We start from the raw sequence: 22,021 nt of genomic DNA on the forward strand, positions 1-22,021 counted from the left end.
CAATCATAGGTGAATCGTGCCAGCTCGGCATTAAACTAGTTTAATGCCGAGCTTCCCACACTGAGTCCTATAGTTCGCGAATCGCATAGCGATCGTAGAATTTCGCAAATTGACTGAAAGTGTAATCAAAGACCTGTTGACTGATATTGGTTTGCGCGGCGATCACTTCGAAGGCGTGGAAAGCACCTTCGTAGGTTTCAAATGCTACGTCTACGCCTGCATTCTTTAGTGCTTCGACATAACGACATGTTTCCTGATAAAACGGATCAAGCGTACCGACCAGGGTGATGGTGGGGGGGAAGCCGGAATAATCGCTATTTTTCGCCGGAACGGCGTAGGCGGGAATTGCCTGATTTGTCTTGTGTAGCTCACTTAAATAGGCGCCCCATCCTGCTTTATTCGTGTGTGAATCCCATACCGGTGCCTTTATGTAGCGTGACGCGTCTGCAGGCTGCTGGTCGTCGATCATCGGGTAAAAGGGCATCTGAAACGCAATAGGCACGTCACCGGTGTCCCTGGCTTTCAGCGTGACGGCTGCGGTGAGGCCGCCGCCCGCGCTATGCCCCGCGGTAATGATGCCGTGGTGTGATGCCCCCAGTTTCTGAGCATTGTTTTTGACCCATAGCAGGGTGTCGTAGCAGTCATTAAATCCGGCAGGGTATGGCGCTGTATAGGATTTGCGGTAGTCCGGTGCCACCACAATGCAGGGCTTGGTTTTAATAAAGCCTTCTATATACACATGGAACTGCTCCGGAATGCCCGCAAAATAGCCGCCCCCGTGAAAGTAGACAACAACCGGTAACTCGCCCTCTGATTCCAGCGGGCGGTATATGCGTGTTCTGATCTGATGAGCGCCGACACTGGAGGGGATGGATATTTCATCGCTTTTGAGACCTTTTATCCCAGCTCCTTTTAAAACGCGGTTTAGTACGGCGTTCAGGCTTTTAGTCAGCCACTTGTACTGAAATACCGGTTTAATGGCATTCGCCTTGAGATAAAAAGGGCGAAGGTCTTCGTGTAGTTGTTCTTTCGTGACTTTCATCATGAGTCTCGTTATGAGGTCTTTTACTGTTCCCGCCTACGGGCGACGGCGCTCAGGGCATTGGTGCCTATTTTTCTGGCTCTTGTGGCGATTGCAGATTCCGGCCGCGCCAGGCTTGCTGAATGATATAGTCACGTATGGCAGACGATTGTGCTTCGTCGATCCATTTTGCAAATGCTGGCATGCCATTTTTCTGCAGGGCGCCGTCGCGCACGACGGAGTTCCACGCTTCCAGAGAATGCAAGAACCCTGACCCTCTGAGGTCGGGTACGAGCAGTCCTGACACCGCGTTTAAACCATGACAACCCATACATGTTTCCTGGTAGATGGAGAATCCTTGGCTAATACTTGCTTCCGTTCCTGTTTGAGCGGGCGGGTTAAATACAACGCGAGGCTGCCAATCCAAAGTAGGAAGTTTTCCCTTGGCACCCAGCTTGAAGGTCAGCACTCGAGCGGCATTTGGAAGGCTTTCTGGCTGAACGTATTCTCCAAATGCCAGCGCGAATACGCCGCCCCAGCCGACATTGATAGAAACATACTGCTCACCGTTTACGGTATAGGTGATGGGAGCGGCGACGACACCAGTCTGCGTTGGAAAGTCCCACAGGCGCTCTCCGGTATCAGCGCGGTAGGCCACAAATTTCCCGTCAGCTGTGCCCTGAAAAACCAGGTTGCCTGCGGTGCTTAATGTGCCGCCATTCCACGGGCCGGAGTGTTCAACACGCCAGGCTTCTTTTTGTGTTTTTGGATTCCATGCAAGCAGGCGACCTTTCATTAGGGGTTTTAGCGCATCGCGCTGGGCTTGATCGTCAGGAAGGCTGCCGATAATGCCGCTGGTACCAGTATTGGAGATACCCGGGCGATACTCAAAGTGTTCGGGCTGCCCATGTACAGCGGGCATATCCAGTACCGGGATGTAAACCAGGCCGGTATCCGGGCTATAGGACATAGGGTGCCAATTGTGACCACCGAGAAAAGAAGGAAATATAGTGTAGGGTTTGTCGACGTAGCGGGCGCCTTCTACCTCAACAGGTCGGCCTGTTTCCATATCTACATGGGTGGCCCAATTGATATCAATGTAGTTTTCGGCGCTGAGCAATGTGCCGTCGGTGCGGTCAATCAGGTAGAAAAAGCCATTTTTGGGCGCTTGCATCAAGACCTTGCGGGTCTGACCTTTGAGTTCAATGTCTGCGAGGATAATATGCTGAGTAGCGGTGTAGTCCCAGCTATCTCCGGGGGTAGTTTGGTAATGCCATACAAAGTCGCCAGTGTCGGGGCGCACGGCTACAATTGACGACAGAAATAAATTGTCTCCACCACCGGGTGAGCGAATTTCGCGGTTCCAGGGCGAGCCGTTACCCACACCAAAGTAAAGTAAATCGAGCTCAGGGTCGTAGGCCATCGAGTCCCATACGGTGCCGCCACCGCCAATCACCCACCATTCGCCGTTCCAGGTTTTCGCGGCCATTTCCATAGCCGAGTTTTCAAAGCCAGATTCCGGGTTGCCGGGTACGGTATAAAAGCGCCATGCCATATCGCCAGTGTTGGCATCGTAGGCGCTTATGTAGCCCCGCACGCCAAACTCGGCCCCGCCGTTGCCAATGACAACCTTGCCTTTCACAACACGTGGAGCACCGGTAATGGTGTAAGGTTTGCTTTGGTCTACGGTGGTAACTTCCCAATTGACGTCACCATTGGCGGCATTTAAGGCGATAAGGCGTCCGTCGAGAGTCCCCACGAAGACCTGCCCATTCCATACGGCGACACCCCTGTTAACCGGGCCGCAACAGCCTTTTACCATGACGTCTTTTTCGATTTTGGGATCGTAGCGCCAAAGCTGCTTGCCGTTGGCAGCATCCAGGGCGTAGACGACATTCCAGGTGGAGGTGAGATACATTACGCCATCTACGACGATAGAGGTGGCTTCAATGCCGCGCTTTGCGCCCAGGTCAAACGACCACGCTAAACCGAGGTCTTTGACGTTGCTTTGTTGCACTTCCTTTAGTGGGCTATAGCGCTGTTCGCCGTAGGTGCGCCCGTGGGACATCCAGTTGCCGGGTTCGCGGTCGGCATTCGCCAATCGCTCATGGTTGACTGCCGCAAAAGAGGCTTCAGCTGAGTTGGAGGAAGTGGGATGGTCGCTGTTTTTGGGGCTGCAGGCGGTGCCTAGTGTCAGAGCTAGACATAAAGCAGCTGCCGTGGATTGCGTTCTCAGCATAATGTGGTCTCCTATGTGCAGCAAAGGGAGTTTTTATCGATTGTGTCATCACCCTTTGTCAGCATGTATTTGCTGTGTGTTGAGTCTAGCCTAGCTTGGCAGGCGTCGATATTTTCTTCTACATAATGAGGTACTGGAAGCGATACGGTTTCATTTCAGGTCATCGTCGCATGGATGTATGAGGGGCTTGCAGCGGTAAACCCCTCATACAATGGGTCGGTTATAGCGCTTAACGGCCCGTCCAGCGCGGTTTGCGTTTCTCGGCGAATGCTTTGCTGCCTTCAAAAAAGTCTTCGCTGTTGAGCAGGTTGTCAAACACTCTGTGGGGTTGAGTTACCGCATCGTCAATACTTGCAAAGCCAGCCGTCTCGTTAAGTAATTGCATGGTGCTGCGCACGGCGACGGGGGCGGAATCACAGATAAGCTCGGCCAGATTCATGGCGTGTTCGTCCAGCGCTTCTTTGGCAACGACATGATTCACCAGCCCTAGCTCACTTGCCTCGTCGGCGGTGACAGACTTGCCGGTAAGCAGCATTTCCATGGCTTTTTTCAGGCCGATTTGGCGGGTTAAGCGTTGAATCCCGCCCATGCCTGCAAACAGCCCCACTTTGACTTCCGGCAGACCGAAAATGGCATGGTTTGCGCTGACAATAATGTCGCAGGCTAGTGCAATCTCCAGACCGCCGCCTAAGGCAGAGCCGTTTACCGCGGCGATAATGGGCTTAACGCGGTTTGGCCGCGCGGTTAGGCCGGCAAACCCGGTTTTTGGCACCCAGAATGGCTCGCCTGATGCCATCGCCTTGAGGTCATTCCCTGCCGAGAAGGCTTCAGAGCCTGCGCCGGTGAGTATGGCGACCCAAAGGTTTTTGTCTTTTTCGTAGGCGTTAAAGATATTTTCCAGCTCTTGGTTGGCCGCAGGATTGAGAGCATTGCGGACTTCCGGCCGATTTATGGTGACCTTCAACACTTTGCCGATTCGCTCTACGCGGCAGTATTGATAGTCTTCCTGAAATTCATCAATAACGGGGGGGAGATATTGTTGCAGGGTTTCGCGTGAATACGCATAGCGATTCCCGCGCGGATCTGCTTCCACAAAAATGGTGCTGCCAAGCATCTTGTCAGAAAGCGTCCTGGCGAGTGTTTCGCTATCCTCAAACGCGTTCAGTGCGTAAAAGCGTTTGCCATTGGATTTTAATTTCCCGATGACAACACTGTTCAAGGGCTGTCCCTTGAAGTAGTTAATGATGTATGACTCCAGCACTGCCTCGCCACTGGGTTTTGCCTCCATTTCAATGGGGGCTTCTGCGTCAACATTGGCTTGCAGGTGGGTGGATGGGGCGGGCTGCCAGGCCTCTGAGGGCGGCGTGGTGGAATAGATCCCTGCGGCGTGCTTCGACATCCACCCGCCGTTTGCGTACAAAAGGCCGTAGCTGCCTGGCTCCTTGCGTAGCGACTCCACTAGTGAAACAAGGCCATGGGTAGAGTAGTTGTTTCCCGGGCCGCCAAAGTAGGGGAGACCACCGGTTTGCGACAGTGGACGGGGGTCGTTGGCCGCAATACCCAGTATATCCCTCGCCTGGTGCACAACAACGGGAAAGCAGCTGTAGATGTCAAAATGCTGAATGTCCTGTGTCTGCTTGCCTGCCGCTGCCAGCGCGCCCAGTAAACTTTGCTCCATCCCTTTGGAGTAGCCAATGCGAGGGCGCTCAAGCAATGTGCGTTCCTTGGTGTTGCTGTATCCGTGCAGATACACCCATTTACTTTCCGGAATACCCAGTGACTTTGCCTTGCCAACGGTTGTGAGTACCACCGCGGCGGCTTGGTTCACGCTGTCTTTGGCTACCAGATTGCGCGTAAACGGTGACACAATCATGCGGTTTTTATCGTTGGGCTCAGTGAGCTCGTTCGGCGTATAGGCTTGTGGGAACTGGGCGTGAGGATTGTTGGCAGCAATCTGGGAGAGTTTGGCGAAGGTGTTGCCCATTTCCTTGCGGTATTCGCTGATATCCTCGCCCAGGTCGGCGCGACGTGCCTGCTCCATGAAACCATAGAATTGCATGGGCTGTAATAGCTGGTGTTCAAATTCAATACTGGTAGCCAGGTGGTCGCCATCGGTAAGTCCTCTGTCCTCCAGGCTGCCTTCGATGTTTTCTGACCAGTTCAGTTTTACGCCTTGGCGTGACGCGGCTTTGATATTCGCCATCACTTCGCCGCCGACGAGCAATACTGCTTCGCAGCTGCCCTTGTGCAGCTTCTCTGAAAATTCGCCAACCAATGCTTGCGGGGTTTGCCCTCCCACCGTTGCGTAGATCGCGTCCTTGGGGGTGATGCCCAGTCTGCGGCCGACGGCGCGAGGGAAGTTGTCCGGGCTACCAAATGGGCTACTCCAGGCGGGGCTGGAATCTGCAAATATACGCACGCCGACAATGGTATCTATGTGCTCAGCGATGCCGATGTATTCGCAATCGGCAAGGGCGCGTTTAGCCGCCATTGCCGCGAGATCTGCGTGGGAGGGGGCTGTTGATAAGTCTTCTGGGACTTGTTCGGTTTGTTGTCCTACACCGACGATAATAGGAGTTTGGTCGTGTATCTGCATGTCTTCACTCTTTTCATTATGACGGTGGTCTAGCAACGCATGCGTATCATGGTTTGAGAAAAATCCACATAGACTACCCTTGCTCGGGGTGGTGAATTAATGGTGCTGGTGGCCAATGATTGACATTATCGGCCACGCTGAGTATTTTTCGATGGTGTTAAGGCCGTAAGTGCGTAGTTGTTGGCGTGTGTGCTGCCTTGCATTAAAGGGGAGCCTGTTGACGTTCGGTCTGCAGCTGCTTGTAATTTGATGTATTCGGCCACTATTGACTCTCGCTAGCTTATGATTCAGACGCAGGTGACTCAAGCACTAATCAGTAGGCATACTGAGGCCTTGCCTCATATTTGGCCTTTGATGGAATCCTATGGCCTGACCGCAGAGGAGTGCATTAAGGGGACTGGGCTGACGCTTGAGCAGGCCTGGGGTCGAAAGGGCGGAATGACTCTCGATCAGGAGTTTTCGCTTTACCGCAACTTATTGAACTTGACTGGAGATCGGCATTTAGGGCTTAAATTGGGTGGGCTTTACCTGCCGCAGACATACGGTATCTTTGGTTATGCCATGATGAGTGCGCGCAATGTGTCGACTCTCATGGAGGTGTCTGCCCGTTTTTTTGACCTTTCTTTTAGCCACTTTCGTATGGTGCAATCGCAGCAGGGGCAGTATCTCGCGCAGCGCTACGAGTTACGCTACCCGATTCCCGATGATTTACTGCAATTATTCTCTGATCGGGATGTGGAGGCGGCCTTTACTATGGGGCATGGTATTGGGCTGGGGAGATCCTATATTGACGAGGTGCACCTGTGCTATCGCGACGAAGATAATATCTCGGTTTATGAGCAGCATTTTGGTTGCCGAGTGAGGATGGGGCAGTCGCACAATGCTTTTTTGCTGCCGGTTTCTTGCGTAATGAGTGAGTTGCCGTGGAACAACGAGTGAACGATGGACGCCTGTATAAAAGCTTGTCGGGAGCTGCTGGATGAAATTTCCAGCCAAGGGTCGCTTAAATCCTGTGTGGTGGATGTGCTGATTGGTAGCCCCGGAGCATTCCCGTCAATAGAGCAGGTTGCAAAAAAGTTGGAGATGTCCACACGAAGCTTGCGTCGAAAATTGCAGCAGGAGGGCACGAGTTATCAGGACCTGTTACAGGAGGTACGTCTGGGGCTTGCGAAACAATATTTGCGAGACAAGTTGAGTGTGGAGCAAATTGCTGAACTGCTGGGGTATTCTGAAACGTCTGCATTTTCGCGCGCGTTTAAAGGCTGGACGGGGAAGGCGCCGCAAGAGTTTCGTGCTTGAATCCGGTTGTTAAAGCGAGTTTCTGTGCTGCCGGGTTAAGCTTTTAACATATTTCGCCGTGGTCGCGGCCTGATTTTAGTTTATTTCATTCAAATCTGCCCAGACTGGCTGCCCATATTCCGCTAAATAATAAAAAGCTGCGTCAGGGGCTTGGGTCATCCAGGGTGTCTTGGCCTTATCTGTCAAATCGTGGCCGCAGATACCATTCTTTGTCATCTAGCCAATGGCTAGTATTCCAATCTCGGTTTTAACCCAATAATTATACAGGTGAAGTGCACAGCGCTGGTTCGCCGCACTCGGAAAGCAGCGGGTCACGTGAATGAGTATCCCCTGTTTACATATTCCATCAAGCCAAATTCATGGCGTTATCCTCCCTGTGCCTCTGGCTGAGAGATGAACGCCCAGGGAGAGTTGGTCTCGATCCGCAAGGTGCATGTTGGGCGCCGCACCTGTGTCCATCATAAGGCGTGATCCATGGCCACTCACCGACAAACCAAGCGTCGAACATGCGTGATGTAAGCATAGAGACGGCAGCTGACCTTCTATTTTAAGGCTAAATATAATGAGAAACACGCAAGATATGAAAAATAGCAACCTCACAATGCTCCCCTTGCAAAGCTTCCTTGCCAAGGTTGAGGCTACGCCCAATGCGGCCTACTTACATCAGCCCGCAGCAGGTGAATGGCAAACTTTTTCCTATGCTGAAGTTGCTGCTATGGCAAGAAAAGTCGCTGCGGGCTTGGTTGAGTTTGGCTGTGAGAAGGGTGATAAGGTCGCCGTAGTATCGAAAAACTGCGCAGATTGGATAATTGTCGATCTTGGAATAATGATGGCTGGCATGGTGAGTGTGCCGATCTATCCCAATGCGGGCGAATCTACGCTCTCACACGTTGTTTCCCATAGTGAAGCGAAGCTCGTGTTTATTGGAAAGCTGGATGATTACGCCGCTGTCGATAATGCCTTGCCTGATCATCATCTTGTTACCATGGGTGGTTATCGTAAAGATGGCCTGGATACTTTGCAGGACTGGTTTAATCGTTACGGTGAGCGGCCGGAAATTGTTCTGCCTGAAGGTGATGACCTGTGGACCATTGTCTATACCTCCGGAAGCACAGGGGTGCCCAAAGGTGTTGGTCTAAACTATAGCAACGTTAGAGCTTCTTCAAAGGATTTGCCATATCAATTCTATGAAGTAGACGATCGGTATCGAGTGCTATGCTACCTTCCGCTTGCACATGTTGCAGAGCGTTCTGCGGTGGCTATCGGCTCAATGTACTATGACGTTGAGGTGTTTTTTAACGAAAGCGTCGAGACGTTTGTTGCTGACTTGCACCACGCCAGAGTGACGAGCTTTGTTTCTGTTCCCCGGCTTTGGGCGAAGTTTCAAGCCCAGGTTTTGGCCCAGATTGATTTTGATACGCTCAACGTTGTTTTGGATTCTGATCAAGGGGAAGAGGTCGCGCGAAGCATTCGGGAAAAGCTGGGTTTTGGTGAGTGTAAAATGTTTATCTCCGGAACCGCTCCAATTGCACCTTCGTTGCTGAATTGGTATTCGAACATCGGTGTTGATATCTGTGAAGGCTGGGGTATGACCGAGACCTCCGGCGTCGCGGCAGCCAATGCGCCCTTTGACTCGAGCAAGTTAGGCACAATAGGTGTTCCCGTCAATGGCGCGGAAATGAAATTGTCAGACGACGGTGAAATTCTCATAAAAGGCGCCACCATTTTTGGCGGTTACTACAAAAACCCTGAGGCGACAGCGGAGTCCTTTGTCGACGGATGGTTCCGCACTGGCGATTGCGCCGAATTGAGCGACGATGGCGCTTGGCGAATTATTGGTCGTATGAAGGAGCAGTTTAAAACGGCTAAAGGGAAATACGTCGCCCCCGTTCCTATTGAATCCATGCTTTCGGCAAATCCCTATATTGAACAAGTGTGCGTAGGTGGGTCAGGGCACTCCCAGCCGTATGCGCTACTCGTACTCGCTGAAGGTATCAAGCTGGCTAAAGACGCGCTGGCCGAAGAGCTGGATAAAACGATACAGAATGTGAACGCGCAATTAGAGTCCCATGAGCGTTTATCCGGCGCGCTGATTGTGAGTGAACCGTGGTCAATTGAAAACGAAATGCTCACGCCAACAATGAAATTAAAGCGTAGCAATATCGAATCTCACTATGAAGAAAAGGTAGATGGATTGCGCGGAATCTTGTGGGAATAAACTAATTAGTTATCGATAAATCGTTTAGTCAAAACCAATTGGACGTCTCAACTAGGAACAAAATTATGCCATTTTTTACTCAAGTGTTGTTTTACAAGGCGCAAATGTCTGTGATCGGTTTGGTGCTTAAGGCGGTGCCAGTACGCAAACCGTTAATCTATACGGGCCCCGATTCGACGCTACAGCTCTGTAATCATATTGCGGTTTCTGGTCACCAGCGAATTTTGCTTGTTACTGATGCGATCCTTCACAAGATGGGGCTGCTGGATGCATTGAAAAACAAGCTAAGTGCCGCGGGTGTTGAGGTGTATGTATACGATGGCGTAGAACCAAACCCGACATTCACGCAAGTTCATGCGGGGAATGAATTGCTTAAGAAAAATCAGTGCGATGCGGTATTGGCCTTTGGTGGCGGGTCTGTTATTGATGTAGCGAAGGTCATTGCGCTGGCGGCTGCCAATGGCAAAACGCCTGAGAGTCTGGTTGGGTTCCTGAAATCCAGGAAACCGGGTTTGCCCTTCTACGCTGTTCCGACAACCGCGGGAACCGGATCAGAAGTGTCTGTGGCAGCGGTGATATCCGACCCGAAGACACATGAGAAGGGCGTAATAGCTGATCCCAAATCGGTGCCCTTAGCGGCTGCCCTGGACCCTAACATAATGCTTGGATTGCCGCCCCATATCACCGCGGCAACCGGTATGGATGCCTTGACCCACGCTGTAGAGGCGTATTTGGCTACGGCACTTGCCAATGACGAAAGCGATGCCTACGCGAGGGGCGCAGCCAAACTTATCTTTGAAAATCTGGAAAAAGTATACCATGACGGCGGTAATGTAGAAGCGCGCGAGGCCATGGCGGTAGCGTCGTGTCACGCGGCCCTGGCGTTTAACCGAGCCGGGTTAGGCTATGTTCATGGCATTGCTCATCAATTCAGCGCTTTCTACAACACGCCCCATGGTTTGGCAAACGCCATTGTGATGCCCCATGTGCTGGACTACCAGAAAGAGGTTAGCAAGACGAGATTGGCCGAGTTGGGTGTGGCTGTAGGTCGAGCCAACCCGGCTGACTCGAAAGATGTGCAAGCGCAGAAGTTTATTGATGCTGTGCGTGAGTTGAGTCTAAATCTAGGCATTCCTACATCGCTGGATGCACTTAACGTTGACGATATCCCGAGTATCGCTAAAGGGGCGTTAAACGAAGCACACAATACGTATTTTGTACCCCAGTATATGAAGCAAAAACAGTGTGAAATGCTAATTAAAAAGATGGTTCCGTAACCAACTCAAAGGGATATAGCGATGAACGTTAATAATGACGCCGCGACGACTAGTCAACTGCAAAGCCTCCTGGAGGCCCAGCGAAAAGCACATATCAAAGACCCGTACCCCAGTTTGTCGCTTCGAATCGATCGTATTCAGCGAATGATCGACATGCTGGTATGCAATGAGCAGAAAATTATAGACGCAGTGATGGCGGATTTCGAAAATCGCTCACCGACCATGACGCGGTCTTCTGACATTATGCCGACCCTGGATAATCTCAAGCATGTAAAGAAGCATCTCAAGAATTGGATGAAGCCGGAAAAACGCAATAGTAAATTTCCGCTCGGTTTAATTGGTGGAAAGTCAAAGGTCGAATATGTGCCTCTGGGCGTCGTGGGAAATATTTCCCCGTGGAATTTCCCTATTCAGTTAGCGCTTTCACCCATGGCTGATATATTTGGTGCCGGAAATCGCGTCATGTTAAAACCGTCAGAGCTAAGCCCGAATAGCTCACAGTTAATGGCTGACATGGCGAAAAATAACTTTGATAGTGCCGAACTTGCAGTTGTTCTCGGTGGGCCTGAAGTGGCCGCTGAGTTTGCCGCGCTAAAATTCGACCACCTGCTATTTACCGGTTCGACGAATATAGCCAGATTAGTGGCGCAGTCTGCTGCGCCGCAGTTAGTGCCATTAACCTTGGAGTTAGGCGGAAAAAATCCCGTTATCGTATCTCAAAGTGCAGATGTCAAGCTCACTGCAGAGAAGTTGATGTGGGCTAAGGCCATGAACGGTGGGCAAATATGCCTATGCCCGGATACCGTCTTCCTACCGGATAACAAAATAGAAGAGTTTATTTCTGCGTGTAAAGCGGCGCTGGATAAAATGTACCCGGATATCGCTAATAACGAAGAATACACGCATATTATTTCGCCACGTCACGCTGATCGGCTGCGCGAGATGACTCAAGAAGCGCGAGATGCCGGTGCTCGGGTAGTGGAATTTTACGATGATAGCGCGAGTGGCCGCCGTGTGCTGCCTAAGCTTATTTTCAACGCCGATGCCAGTAGCCGAGTTGCGCAAGAAGAAATCTTTGGGCCATTGATGGCCATACAAAGTTATTCCAGTCTGCAAAGCGTTCTCAATGGTATTAACGAAGGTAGCAGGCCGCTAGCCATTTACTATTTTGGTGAAGACAGAAATGAGATTGAAAAGATCACCCACGAGACCGTGTCAGGAGGCATGGTAATCAACGACCTTATGGCGCATATACTGCAAGATGATCTGCCGTTTGGTGGTGTGGGTGAAAGTGGTACCGGCAGTTATCACGGTTTCGACGGATTTAAAAACTTCAGTCATGCCAAGGCTGTTTACAAACAATCCAAGCTTGATCCTTTCAAGATTCTGCGGCCACCCTACAGCGACCTTATGAAGAAAAATATCGCGAAACAAATAAAGCCATAATTCAGGCTGTTAAGTGGTTATGTGACGCCTGCAATTGCAGGCGTTTATTCGTTGGCATTGATGTAATTTCCGGAGTGGTAAGGGGAAGCTTTTTATGAACTACGGGCACACGTTGTTGGTGTATGCACAAGTAGTCGATCGCGGAAAGTGTGGCCCTGATATAAGCCTACCATCGAGTTCATGAATGTCCCTATGTTCCCTTCTCTGGCAATTATCCCAAGCCAGGCTATTCAGGAGGGGGCATACCTTCCCGAATCCTGTGCTCATATTTTTTACCATCGTCGAGTCAATGATATTAACGATGATCTACCTAAAATTTCAGGGTTTGCTGGTAGTCAGATGCTGTTAATGAAGAAATTGTTTTTTGGCATTTTGAGAAGAAAAAGAGTATCACAGGACAATCAATAGTATGGAAAGCCTCTCCGGAAAAGTAGATGTTTTTTCCGGCTATGTGGGGATGCCAAAATAGCTACGAAAGCGCATGCAGGCGCAAGGAGGGCTATCCTTGAACGAGGATCGTGCTTGGGAAGTAAAACACTTGGAAGTGTCCTGTTTGGTCAATTGGTGTCCGATAATATCATTCAACTACGCCACTTTGTCGCGTACATTGATCACATGGGGTTGTCAACATTAAGGTTTTCGGTGGCGTATCCAGTTTTCTAATAAAAAGAAGCTATTTGGCTAGAAAACGAGCAGACACGCCCTGTATTCCCATATTTAATAACTATTTTCATTAGTATGTTAGGGAAACCTAATTTGATTTCGGTGTTGTTATGAATTGTATTTCTGAAAAGCCGTTTAAAGTTGCGATTATAGGTACCGGGTTTGGTGGCTTGGGCATGGGCTACTATCTTAAAAAAGCCGGAATTGATTCTTTTGTTATTCTTGAGAAAGAATCGGATGTCGGTGGAGTGTGGCGTGAGAATACCTATCCAGGTGCGGGCTGTGATGTTCCGTCTCACTTGTATTCCTGGTCCTTTGAGCCACATTACCCTTGGCAGTATCGGTACGCAAAGCATTATGAAATCAAAGAGTATATGCGGCATACCGTAAGAAAATATGGTTTAGCCTCTCATATACGTTTTGGCACAGAGGTGACGGCGGCCGATTTCGATGAGGCTCGCGCTTTATGGGTTATCACCACGGCTGGCGGTGAAAAAATTGAGGCCGATGTGCTAATCAGCGCTGTCGGGCAATTGCATAGACCCTCAATTCCCAATATTCCAGGGCGAGATACCTTCAAAGGCGTTAGCTTCCATTCCGCGAACTGGAATCACGACTTTGATATGACCGATAAAAACGTTGCTGTAATCGGCACGGGCGCTAGCGCCGTTCAGTTTGTGCCGGAAATTGCCAAGCGGGTTAAAAAGCTGGATGTATTTCAGCGGTCACCGGGTTGGGTAGGCCCTAAGTTTGAAAAAGCGTTTTCCTCGCTAGAGCGTTGGCTATTGGATCGTATTCCGTTTCTACATGATATGGATCGTTTACGTATCTTTCTGGTCTCTGAAAGCCTTGGTTATGCTTACCGGGGGCACCGCTGGGCTGAAAAATTGCTAACGTGGATGTCTAAAGCGCAGCTAAGAATTCAGGTAAAAGACCCTGTGCTGCGCAAACGACTGACGCCGGACTACCCCATCGGGTGTAAGCGTTTGCTGTTGACGACGGATTGGTTGCGGGCTCTGGTTCGCCCTAATGTCAATGTTATATCCGAAGGTGTTCAGGAAATCACCGAAGACGGTGTGCGCAGCGCTGATGGCCGTTTGCATAAAGTAGACGCTATTGTGTACGGCACAGGGTTTTTAGCGACAGAGTTTTTGGCGCCGATGCGAGTTAGCGGCCTTGGCGGCGAGTTGCTTCATGAGCGCTGGGCGAAAGGCGCGAATGCCTATTTGGGTATGGCTGTGTCCGGGTTTCCGAACTTTTTCACCTTATATGGCCCAAATTCAAATCTGGGTTCCGGCTCTATTATTTATATGTTGGAACGTCAGCAACGGTACATCACTCAGCTTTTGGTAGATCGCCGTGAAAAGTCGTGGGACTATCTTGATGTCAAAAGTGATTGTCACGAAGATTTCGTAGAGGAAATACGAGAGCGCAGTGAGCAGTCAACCTTTGAGGGTGATTGCCAAAGTTGGTATAAAACCGCTGAGGGTGTCAACACCAACAACTGGGTCGGCTCTATGTTTGAGTATCACCGCCGTACTGCAAAGCCCGAATTTGCCCACTATCAGTTTATCAAGCTGGGATAGCCTTCCAGTTCTTTGATTACCTTGATGCAAGGTCTTTGGAGGTTCGGAAACGGCCTCCTTTTTTTATATCTGCCCGTAGTGAGTATCAGTACGGGACAAATAGGCCATGCTGCGATCGCTGGGTGGCGCAAGGCCGTTAAATCTGATCATTTACACCTGCCGGCATTATGATCTACTCTGGTGTGTAAGAACCCGTCTGCGTGGGGTGTATATAGATAGATCCTTAAGTGCTGGGTTAGGTCGCTGGGAATTTAGTAGCAGTAAGAGGGATATTTTGTGAAAGTCAGTCAGGTGATGCAAATGCGCAGCTCGGTACGGGGTTTCATAGATAAGCCGGTGCCTGACGAGATTTTGCGAAGAATATTCGAAAACGCCCAGCAATCACCGTCAAACTGTAATACCCAACCCTGGAAAGTCTATGTCTTCTCCGGTCAGAAAAAAGACGAACTGAGTAAGAGGCTTGTAGCGGGTGTGCTTTCCGGAAAACCGGCTTCGCCGGATTTTGACTGGAGCGTGCAATATCAGGGGGATCACCGCGAGCGTCAATTTGGGGCTGCCGCGGTCTTGTATGGCGCATTGGGAATAGATAGGAAAGACAAGCAAGCGCGCGCGGAGGCAATGCTAAGAAACTGGCAGTTTTTTGGCGCCCCCCATGTCGCCTTTTTCACCATGGAAAAGTACCTCGGGGTTATGGGGGCGGTGGATTTAGGGGTCTATGCACAGTCGCTCTCATTATTACTGGAAGAAAATGGTATCAGCAGCTGTATGCAGGGCGCGTTAGGGCAATTTCCAGGGCCTGTGCGCGCCATGACGGGGATGCTCGAGTCCGAAGGGGTGTTGTTTGGCATGTCTTTTGGATACGAAGATACAGAGGCACCGGCTAATGCAGCGAAAACGGACCGGGCTGAGCTGAACGACTCGGTGCATTTTTTAGTGTGACAGGCTCCATCCTGAGCGGAGCGCGACGACGATTAGTGTGCAATAAAATTTGAATGTCGGTATTGAAATTAAGGAAGATCACCAATGAAGCAACTCAGTAACATGGATTCGTTATTTGTTTACAACGAATCAGCTAAAGCACCCCTGCATATTTCCAGCATGTTTATTTATGACCCACCCGTTGAGGGTGAGCCGCCTGTTCGCTTTAAGGACATATTGCGTCGCTACGAAGAGCGTCTTCCCTTGTCGCCCGTTTTTCGCCGTAAGCTCTCGAAAGTGGTTTTTGATCTCGATACGCCGTATTGGATTGAGGATCCGGATTTTGATCTCGAATTTCATGTGCGCCATATCGCCTTACCTGCACCCGGTGACTGGCGGCAACTGTGTATATCGCTGGCGAGGCTTCAAAGCCGGCCATTGGATTTGAGTCGCCCTCCCTGGGAAGTCTACGTTATTGAGGGCTTGAATAATGTGAACGGCCTGCCTGAAGGCAGCTTTGGGATGTTGATTAAAATCCATCATGCAGCCATTGATGGCGCTACCGGGGCGCAGTTGGGGGCTGTACTACACGATCTGGAGCCTAACCCGGTGCCGCGGGATATAAGCGATGATTGGCAGCCGGAAGAGGAGCCCAGTCAGCTAAGAAAATTAGGTAAAGCGTATCTAAATTTCATTACGACACCGAGGAAAGCCACGTCTTTGGTGAAGAAGGTGGTTAAGTCACGCAATAACTTATTTGGCAATTCTACAAAGACGCCTCAGACTGAACATAATTTGAAAGTCCGTACCCGCTTTAATCAGCCCATAAGCCCACACCGGGTGTTTGGTGGTTTGCGTATGGACCTTGATGATGTAAAGCGTATCCGTCGCGTTGCGGGTGAATGTACGTTAAATGATGTGTTGTTAAGCATTATCGGCGGGGCAATGCGTCACTATCTTGAAGATAAGGGTGAATTGCCGGAAAGCTCCCTGGTTTCTCTTGTGCCGATCAATACCCGTAAAGCTGACGCTAGTACTGAAGGTGGGAACGAAGTTTCCGTAATGTACGTCAGTGTGGGAACGGCGGTGGCAGACCCGCTTGAGCGCATTCGCTTCATTAATTCAGATGCGGTTAGCTCGAAAGCCTACGCCGAAGCGGTCAGTGTAGAGTTGATGAGTTCAACGATCGATACCGTGCCCACCAGTCTGATGTCTTTGGGAATGCGGGTTGGTGTTAAAACGGGTCTGGTATCAAAAGCAGCGTTGCCACAAACGATTGTAACTAATGTGCCAGGGCCGCAGTTTCCCTTGTATTTCTGCGGGGCTAAAGCGTCAGTGGGTTTTGGGATAGGTTGTATAACGGACGGGAGCGGGCTGTTTCATACTGTAACGAGCTACAACGGTAGTGTGACCCTGACTTTTTTAAGTTGCCGTGAAATGATGACCGACCCTGATTTTTATCATCAGTGTATTAATCGCTCGTTGCAAGAGCACTTGGAGGCAGTTGGCGTAGGCGGCTGATTCTCTGTGGGGCGCCGTTCCTATTAGCTGATTACGGTAAGTGTGCGCAGGCAAAATCCTTGGGTTTGTCTGCGCATTTTGTTGGTTTACCGCGCATGGCTCGTTGATAAGCTTTCTGAGCCTGGCGCTTACTTAAACATCGTCTGAGCCAAAATGATTTGGCTGGATATCCAGGCTGTAGCCCAGTTTTTCACAGCCGCGACCAAAATCCCGCACGTGTTTGCGTGCCCACTCTTCGGCAGCTGCTGAATCTTTTTGCTTGATTGCGGCCACAATGCTTTCGTGTGCTTTTAACATGCGAATATTGGCATTATCTAAATTTGCCAATAGCTTGCTCTCTGCGAGGTAAAACAGCTCAGTCATGCCAAGGCGGCTCCATTGCAGAACCCTGTTGTTGGAGGCTTCGGCTAGTAGACTGTGAAATTCACGGTCAAGGATTTCAAGCCGTTGATTGTCGTCCAGAGCCTCTCGCATTTGCTCCAGATTGTCCTCTAGCTGTCCCAGCAGCTTCGTCGATACTCGGCCTGCGGCCAGGCCCGCCAGGGTCGGCTCAATCATCAGAATTGACTCATACACCTCGGCCAACGTGACCTGGTCAATCAGCATAGTGGTTGAAATGCGGCGGGAAAAATTCTCGTATTTCGGTACGGTAACCGTGAGCTTTTTCTTGCCCGGAGCGCGGCCAACCAGATCATTTTCCTCCAGCAGTCTCAGCGCCTCGCGTACTGAGGAGCGGTTAACGCCGTAGCTTTCTGCCAGCTCAGTTTCCGAGGGCAGCGTATCTCCAAGCTGTAGCTGGCCGCTTACTATCTGTGATTCCAGTTGGTTGTAAATCTGGCGGTATAGCGGTTCACGCTTTAGTGGCTTAACCATAACACTATGTTTTTCCTGAGCTTTTTTTGCTTTTCCCGGCTTTAGGTACCGCTTTCGTACTCGATTGACGGGCGCTTAGCCTATTGACTTCTTTTAGGGCTGTCTATAGATTAATGATTGTCGGACTGTCCGACAATCATTAATCGCTATAAAGCGCTAAACGAGCGAAGAGGCAGGCTATGAATTTTGAACATACTGATAAGGTAATGGAGCTGATCGCTCGTATTGAAGCCTTTATGAAGGAATATATTTATCCGAATGAAGAGGCTTACGAAGAGTTTGTTACTGATCCTGCCAATCTGTGGGTTGTTCCGCCCATTATGGAAGAGCTCAAAGCCAAGGCGAAGGAAGAGGGTCTGTGGAACTTCTTCCTGCCTAAAGAATATGGCGAATTTAGCCCGGGTTTGACCAACCTGGAATACGCCCCTCTGGCAGAATTGATGGGTCGTGTGGAATTTGCCAGTGAGGTGTTTAACTGTAGCGCACCGGACACCGGCAATATGGAAGTGCTGGCTCGCTACGGTACTCCTGCCCAGCAGGAGCGCTGGTTGCAACCATTGCTGAACGGCGATATTCGCTCTGCCTACCTGATGACCGAGCCTCAAAACGCCTGTTCCGATGCCACCAATGTTGAGTGCTCTATTGTTCGAGATGGCGATGAGTACGTGATTAACGGTCGCAAGTGGTGGGCTTCCAGTGTTTATGACCCGCGTTGTGAGCTGCTGTTGGTCATGGGCAAAACCGATTTTGATGCCCCTAAGTACACACAACAATCGACTATTATCGTGCCTAAAAACACACCTGGGGTGACCTTGGTTCGCCCGTTAAAAGTGATGAATCACCTGCACTCGCCTCACGGCCACGGTGAGGTGTTGTTGGAAAATGTACGCGTACCGGTAGAGAACATTATTTTAGGTGAGGGGCGTGGTTTTGAGATTGCCCAGGGGCGCCTTGGCCCGGGCCGCATCCACCACTGTATGCGTATGATCGGTGCCGCCCAGCGTAGCTTGGAGTTGATGTGTCATCGCGTCGAAGAACGTTCTCCGTTTGGTAAGAAATTGTCTGCTCAAGGCAGTATTCGCCAGGACATTGCCAAGTCTCGCTGTGAGATTGAGCAGGCTCGCCTGCTGACGCTGGCCGCCGCCGATAAGTTGGACAAACTGGGCAACAAAGAGGCGAAAGACTTTATCGCCATGATTAAAATCGTTGCACCGCAAATGTGTCAAACCGTGGCTGACCGCGCCATGCAGGCGCACGGTGGTATGGGCGTTTCTCAGGACACGCCCATTGCCAACTTCTTCGCCAACGCTCGCATGATTCGTTTTACCGATGGCCCCTGTGAAGTGCATATGTCTCAGTTGGGCAAGCAGACCATTGCTGAAGTGCTAGGTAAGTAATAAGCCATAAAGGCAACAAATAAACGGAGATTAATTTATGAAAGCACTTGTATTTAACGGCCCCAAAGACCTGCGTTACGAATCCTTTGCTGACCCTAAAATATCTAAAGATAGTAGCCTGATTATTCAGGTAAAGAACTGCAGTATCTGCGGGTCCGATTTGCACATGTATCACGGTGACCGCATTGGACCGTTTGATTACAGCAAACCCATGGACCACTTTTGCACTGGGCACGAAACCATTGGTGAAGTGGTTGAAGTGGGTAAGGCAGTCACTGCCCACAAAGTCGGCGACCGTATTCTGGTTGCCGGCGGTTCAGGTTGTGGCGTATGCAAGCACTGCCGAAGAGGTGAGCTAAGCCTTTGCGAAGGTGGCTCTCGCGGTCAACCGGCCATAGCCTATGGTGTTTCACCTGTGCTACAGGGTGGCCACGCAGAATACATGGAAGTGCCTTTTGCCGACATAGGTGCCGCAACAATCCCTGACGGCGTTACCGACGAGCAGGCTATTCTGTTAACCGATGCACTGGGCACAGGTTATTACGGTGTGAAAATGGCCAATGTCAAACCCGGCGATAGCGTCGCCGTGATTGGTCAGGGCCCTGTCGGTTTAATGGCCGCGGAAGCGGCCATGGCGGTAGGTGCCTCTCGGGTTTACTGTATCGACATGCAGGACAGCCGTCTCAAGCTAGCGGCCAAATTTGGCGGTATTCCTCTAAAGCCGGATGAGGCTCTCCAGCGTATCAAGGAGGACACCAACGGACTCGGTGTTGATGCCGTGGTTGAGGCTGTCGGTGTGGGCCCCACACTCAAGCAAGCCACCATGATGCTGCGCTTCGGCGGATCTATGTCCATTCTCGGTATCTTGCAAAAAGGCACAGAGCTGCCCGTGCGAATAATGCAAACTAAGTGTCTACGTGTTCACGCAGGTATTTCTGGTATTGCCAACTTGTGGGAAGAGTTAATCCCCTTAGTACAGGGTGGCCGCATTAAAGGTGAAGGTATATTTACCCACCACTTTTCCCTATCCGAAGGGGCAGAAGCCTTCCGCTTATTTGAATCTCGTGAAGACGGGGTCATTAAAACCTTGATCACGCCTTAACTAATTTTCGAGAGAGTATTATGAGCATTAAAAGCGTATTAGATTATTCCGGCAAGACTGTCTTGGTGTGTGGTGCCTCCGATGGCATTGGCTATGGTGTTGCCACCATGTACAAAGAGCTGGGTGCGACCGTACACATCACAGGTACCCGTACCGCTGATGCCTATGACAATGATTTTAGCGGCATGGAGTTTCATAGCCTGAACCTGCAAAGCGGTGAGGATATTTCTGCCTTTGCCAAAAAATTCGATCACTTGGATGCGCTGGTTAACTGTGTAGGCACCGTGTTGTGGGACAAAAAGGAATTCGAGCGCGAAGGTTTTGAATTTATTATCAACATCAATCTGACCGGCGCCATGCAGCTGTGCACCGAATTTTTCCCACTGTTGGAAGCCAGTGGCGGCAGCATTGTTAACCTGGATTCTGTGGTATCTATTCGCCCTGCGCCCGCTAACCCTGCCTACAGTGCCAGTAAAGCCGGTTTGGTTCAGCTAACTAAAAGTTTGGCGATGAAATGGGGGCGTAAAGGCGTGCGTATTAACACTGTCGCTCCGGGAATGGTGCCCACCAAACTGACAGCCAACCAATCCGGCCCAGAGGCTGAGAAGCAATGGATTAAGCAAATTCCGTTAAGCCGTGTTGGCAAGCCTGAAGACATCGGCGGAGCCGTCGTATTCCTGACCTCCCCATTGGCGGCCTATATAACTGGCCAGCAAATTGTTGTCGATGGTGGCGCTACACTGTAAGCAGGTATTCGGCATGATGAATCAGGAACAATGGCAAGCGGTTGCCAAGTATGTGGAAGGTTTGGGCCATACGCTCGACCTTTCCTTTAACCCGAAGAAACTTTCCGGTGGTGTCGCTAACTTTAACTACGTGGTGATGCTAAACGGCAAAAAGGCGGTGTTGCGCCGCCCACCCGATGGCCCATTGCCGCCAGGTGCAAACGATGTCGCCCGTGAATACCGTGTACTCTCAAGTTTGAAAGAACAGTACCCACCGGCACCGACAGGTTTGGTGTTTTGCGATGACGAGTCTGTTATCGGTGTGCCGTTTTGCATTAGCGAATTCCGTGAAGGCATATGTATTGGTCGGAATCTTCCTGACTCACTCAGCGATCGTCCCCAAATTGGCGATGCACTGAGCCAACTGGTTGTTGAATCGCTGGCCAAATTACACAAAGTCGATTTGAAGGCGACGGGTTTGGAATCTTTGGGCAATGTCGATGGATTCCTTGAGCGTCAAATCGGCGGTTGGTACAAGCGCGGTTCTCGCGTCTTGAACGAACAGCAACTGGAAAAGCTAGGCACTATCCGCGACTGGCTACAGGCTAACTTGCCAGAACAACGTTTGGGCACTCTGGTCCACAACGATTTCAAACTGGACAATATGCTGGTTGACGAAGAGTCTCTGGCCGTTAACGGCGTTGTTGACTGGGATATGTGTACAGTGGGCGACCCCTTCTACGAGCTGGCTATTTTATTGGCTTATTGGGGCGAGCAGGCCGACGAACCTGCCTACGAGTTTCAGTGCCGTATGCCAAAAGAAGCCGAAGGCTGGTGGCCGCGAGACAAAGTTATTGAGGAATATTTCAAGCTCACAGGTTTCGAAAAGACCAACCTGAATTTCTATTGGTGGCTCACTCAATATCGCAATATCGTGGTTTATGCGCAGCTCAATGCCTTGTTTACGCGCACAGGGGAATTTCCAGCAGCACTTACCCAAGAAGAATGTGAGTTAATGCCGGAGAGGGTTGAATTGTTATTGGGAACAGTCACAGAAGCGGCTGGAGCTAAAGTGTTTGGTTAATACGATGCGCGTATTAGCTGCATCTTGGCGCGCAGCTTTGAGGTCATAAAGCACAT

16 protein-coding genes are annotated in these 22,021 nt (G+C 50.6%); 12 read left to right on the forward strand and 4 right to left on the reverse strand.

Features of this window, described 5'->3' with window-relative positions; genetic code table 11:
* Positions 1-67: 67 nt before the first annotated feature.
* The 3 genes from HCU74_RS14900 to HCU74_RS14910 all read right to left on the reverse strand — a co-directional run bounded on the left by HCU74_RS14900 (position 68) and on the right by HCU74_RS14910 (position 5,751).
* A complete protein-coding gene (locus HCU74_RS14900) occupies positions 68-1,045 on the reverse strand; it encodes an alpha/beta hydrolase (protein WP_168451211.1) in 978 nt (325 codons plus the stop codon).
* Between the two features lie 64 nt (positions 1,046-1,109).
* Entirely contained in the window at positions 1,110-3,260 is a 2,151-nt protein-coding gene (locus tag HCU74_RS14905) for a PQQ-dependent dehydrogenase, methanol/ethanol family (RefSeq protein ID WP_168451212.1), read from the reverse strand.
* 229 nt (positions 3,261-3,489) lie between these two features.
* Positions 3,490-5,751, reverse strand: a complete 2,262-nt coding sequence (locus HCU74_RS14910) for an enoyl-CoA hydratase-related protein (protein WP_168451213.1) — start codon at positions 5,749-5,751, stop codon at positions 3,490-3,492.
* A gap of 459 nt (positions 5,752-6,210) precedes the next feature.
* Between HCU74_RS14910 and HCU74_RS14915 the strand changes: the two genes are divergently transcribed.
* The 8 genes from HCU74_RS14915 to HCU74_RS14950 all read left to right on the forward strand — a co-directional run bounded on the left by HCU74_RS14915 (position 6,211) and on the right by HCU74_RS14950 (position 16,784).
* Positions 6,211-6,795, forward strand: a complete 585-nt coding sequence (locus HCU74_RS14915) for an AraC family transcriptional regulator ligand-binding domain-containing protein (RefSeq protein WP_168451214.1) — start codon at positions 6,211-6,213, stop codon at positions 6,793-6,795.
* Between the two features lie 3 nt (positions 6,796-6,798).
* Positions 6,799-7,155 carry a helix-turn-helix domain-containing protein gene (locus tag HCU74_RS14920; RefSeq protein ID WP_168451215.1) on the forward strand — a complete coding sequence of 119 codons (357 nt, stop codon included), beginning with the start codon at positions 6,799-6,801 and terminating at the stop codon, positions 7,153-7,155.
* A 580-nt stretch (positions 7,156-7,735) separates the two neighbouring features.
* Positions 7,736-9,373, forward strand: a complete 1,638-nt coding sequence (locus HCU74_RS14925) for an AMP-binding protein (protein WP_210425303.1) — start codon at positions 7,736-7,738, stop codon at positions 9,371-9,373.
* Positions 9,374-9,438: 65 nt separating this feature from the next.
* Positions 9,439-10,650, forward strand: a complete 1,212-nt coding sequence (locus tag HCU74_RS14930) for an iron-containing alcohol dehydrogenase (protein WP_168451216.1) — start codon at positions 9,439-9,441, stop codon at positions 10,648-10,650.
* Between the two features lie 21 nt (positions 10,651-10,671).
* Positions 10,672-12,096, forward strand: coding sequence for a coniferyl aldehyde dehydrogenase (locus tag HCU74_RS14935; protein WP_168451217.1), 1,425 nt, complete (start codon positions 10,672-10,674; stop codon positions 12,094-12,096).
* Between the two features lie 773 nt (positions 12,097-12,869).
* Positions 12,870-14,345 carry a flavin-containing monooxygenase gene (locus tag HCU74_RS14940; RefSeq protein ID WP_168451218.1) on the forward strand — a complete coding sequence of 492 codons (1,476 nt, stop codon included), beginning with the start codon at positions 12,870-12,872 and terminating at the stop codon, positions 14,343-14,345.
* Between the two features lie 276 nt (positions 14,346-14,621).
* On the forward strand, positions 14,622-15,284 hold the full coding sequence (locus HCU74_RS14945; RefSeq protein ID WP_168451219.1) for a nitroreductase family protein: 663 nt from the start codon (positions 14,622-14,624) through the stop codon (positions 15,282-15,284).
* Between the two features lie 84 nt (positions 15,285-15,368).
* The gene (locus HCU74_RS14950) at positions 15,369-16,784 is read left to right on the forward strand and encodes a WS/DGAT/MGAT family O-acyltransferase (RefSeq protein ID WP_168451220.1); all 1,416 of its coding nucleotides are present in this window, start codon (positions 15,369-15,371) and stop codon (positions 16,782-16,784) included.
* A 132-nt stretch (positions 16,785-16,916) separates the two neighbouring features.
* Here HCU74_RS14950 and HCU74_RS14955 read toward each other — a convergent pair whose 3' ends face one another.
* A complete protein-coding gene (locus tag HCU74_RS14955) occupies positions 16,917-17,657 on the reverse strand; it encodes a FadR/GntR family transcriptional regulator (protein ID WP_168451221.1) in 741 nt (246 codons plus the stop codon).
* Between the two features lie 179 nt (positions 17,658-17,836).
* Between HCU74_RS14955 and HCU74_RS14960 the strand changes: the two genes are divergently transcribed.
* The 4 genes from HCU74_RS14960 to HCU74_RS14975 are packed head-to-tail and all read left to right on the forward strand — an operon-like array spanning position 17,837 to position 21,965.
* Positions 17,837-19,054 carry an acyl-CoA dehydrogenase family protein gene (locus HCU74_RS14960; RefSeq protein ID WP_168451222.1) on the forward strand — a complete coding sequence of 406 codons (1,218 nt, stop codon included), beginning with the start codon at positions 17,837-17,839 and terminating at the stop codon, positions 19,052-19,054.
* A 37-nt stretch (positions 19,055-19,091) separates the two neighbouring features.
* Positions 19,092-20,156, forward strand: a complete 1,065-nt coding sequence (locus HCU74_RS14965; protein WP_168451223.1) for a zinc-binding dehydrogenase — start codon at positions 19,092-19,094, stop codon at positions 20,154-20,156.
* A gap of 20 nt (positions 20,157-20,176) precedes the next feature.
* A complete protein-coding gene (locus tag HCU74_RS14970) occupies positions 20,177-20,902 on the forward strand; it encodes an SDR family NAD(P)-dependent oxidoreductase (protein ID WP_168451224.1) in 726 nt (241 codons plus the stop codon).
* Positions 20,903-20,915: 13 nt separating this feature from the next.
* Positions 20,916-21,965 carry a phosphotransferase family protein gene (locus tag HCU74_RS14975; protein WP_168451225.1) on the forward strand — a complete coding sequence of 350 codons (1,050 nt, stop codon included), beginning with the start codon at positions 20,916-20,918 and terminating at the stop codon, positions 21,963-21,965.
* The last annotated feature ends 56 nt before the right edge of the window (positions 21,966-22,021 follow it).

Origin of the sequence: Spongiibacter thalassae (assembly GCF_012272835.1) — a bacterium.
In the GTDB taxonomy this organism is placed as follows: domain Bacteria; phylum Pseudomonadota; class Gammaproteobacteria; order Pseudomonadales; family Spongiibacteraceae; genus Spongiibacter; species Spongiibacter thalassae.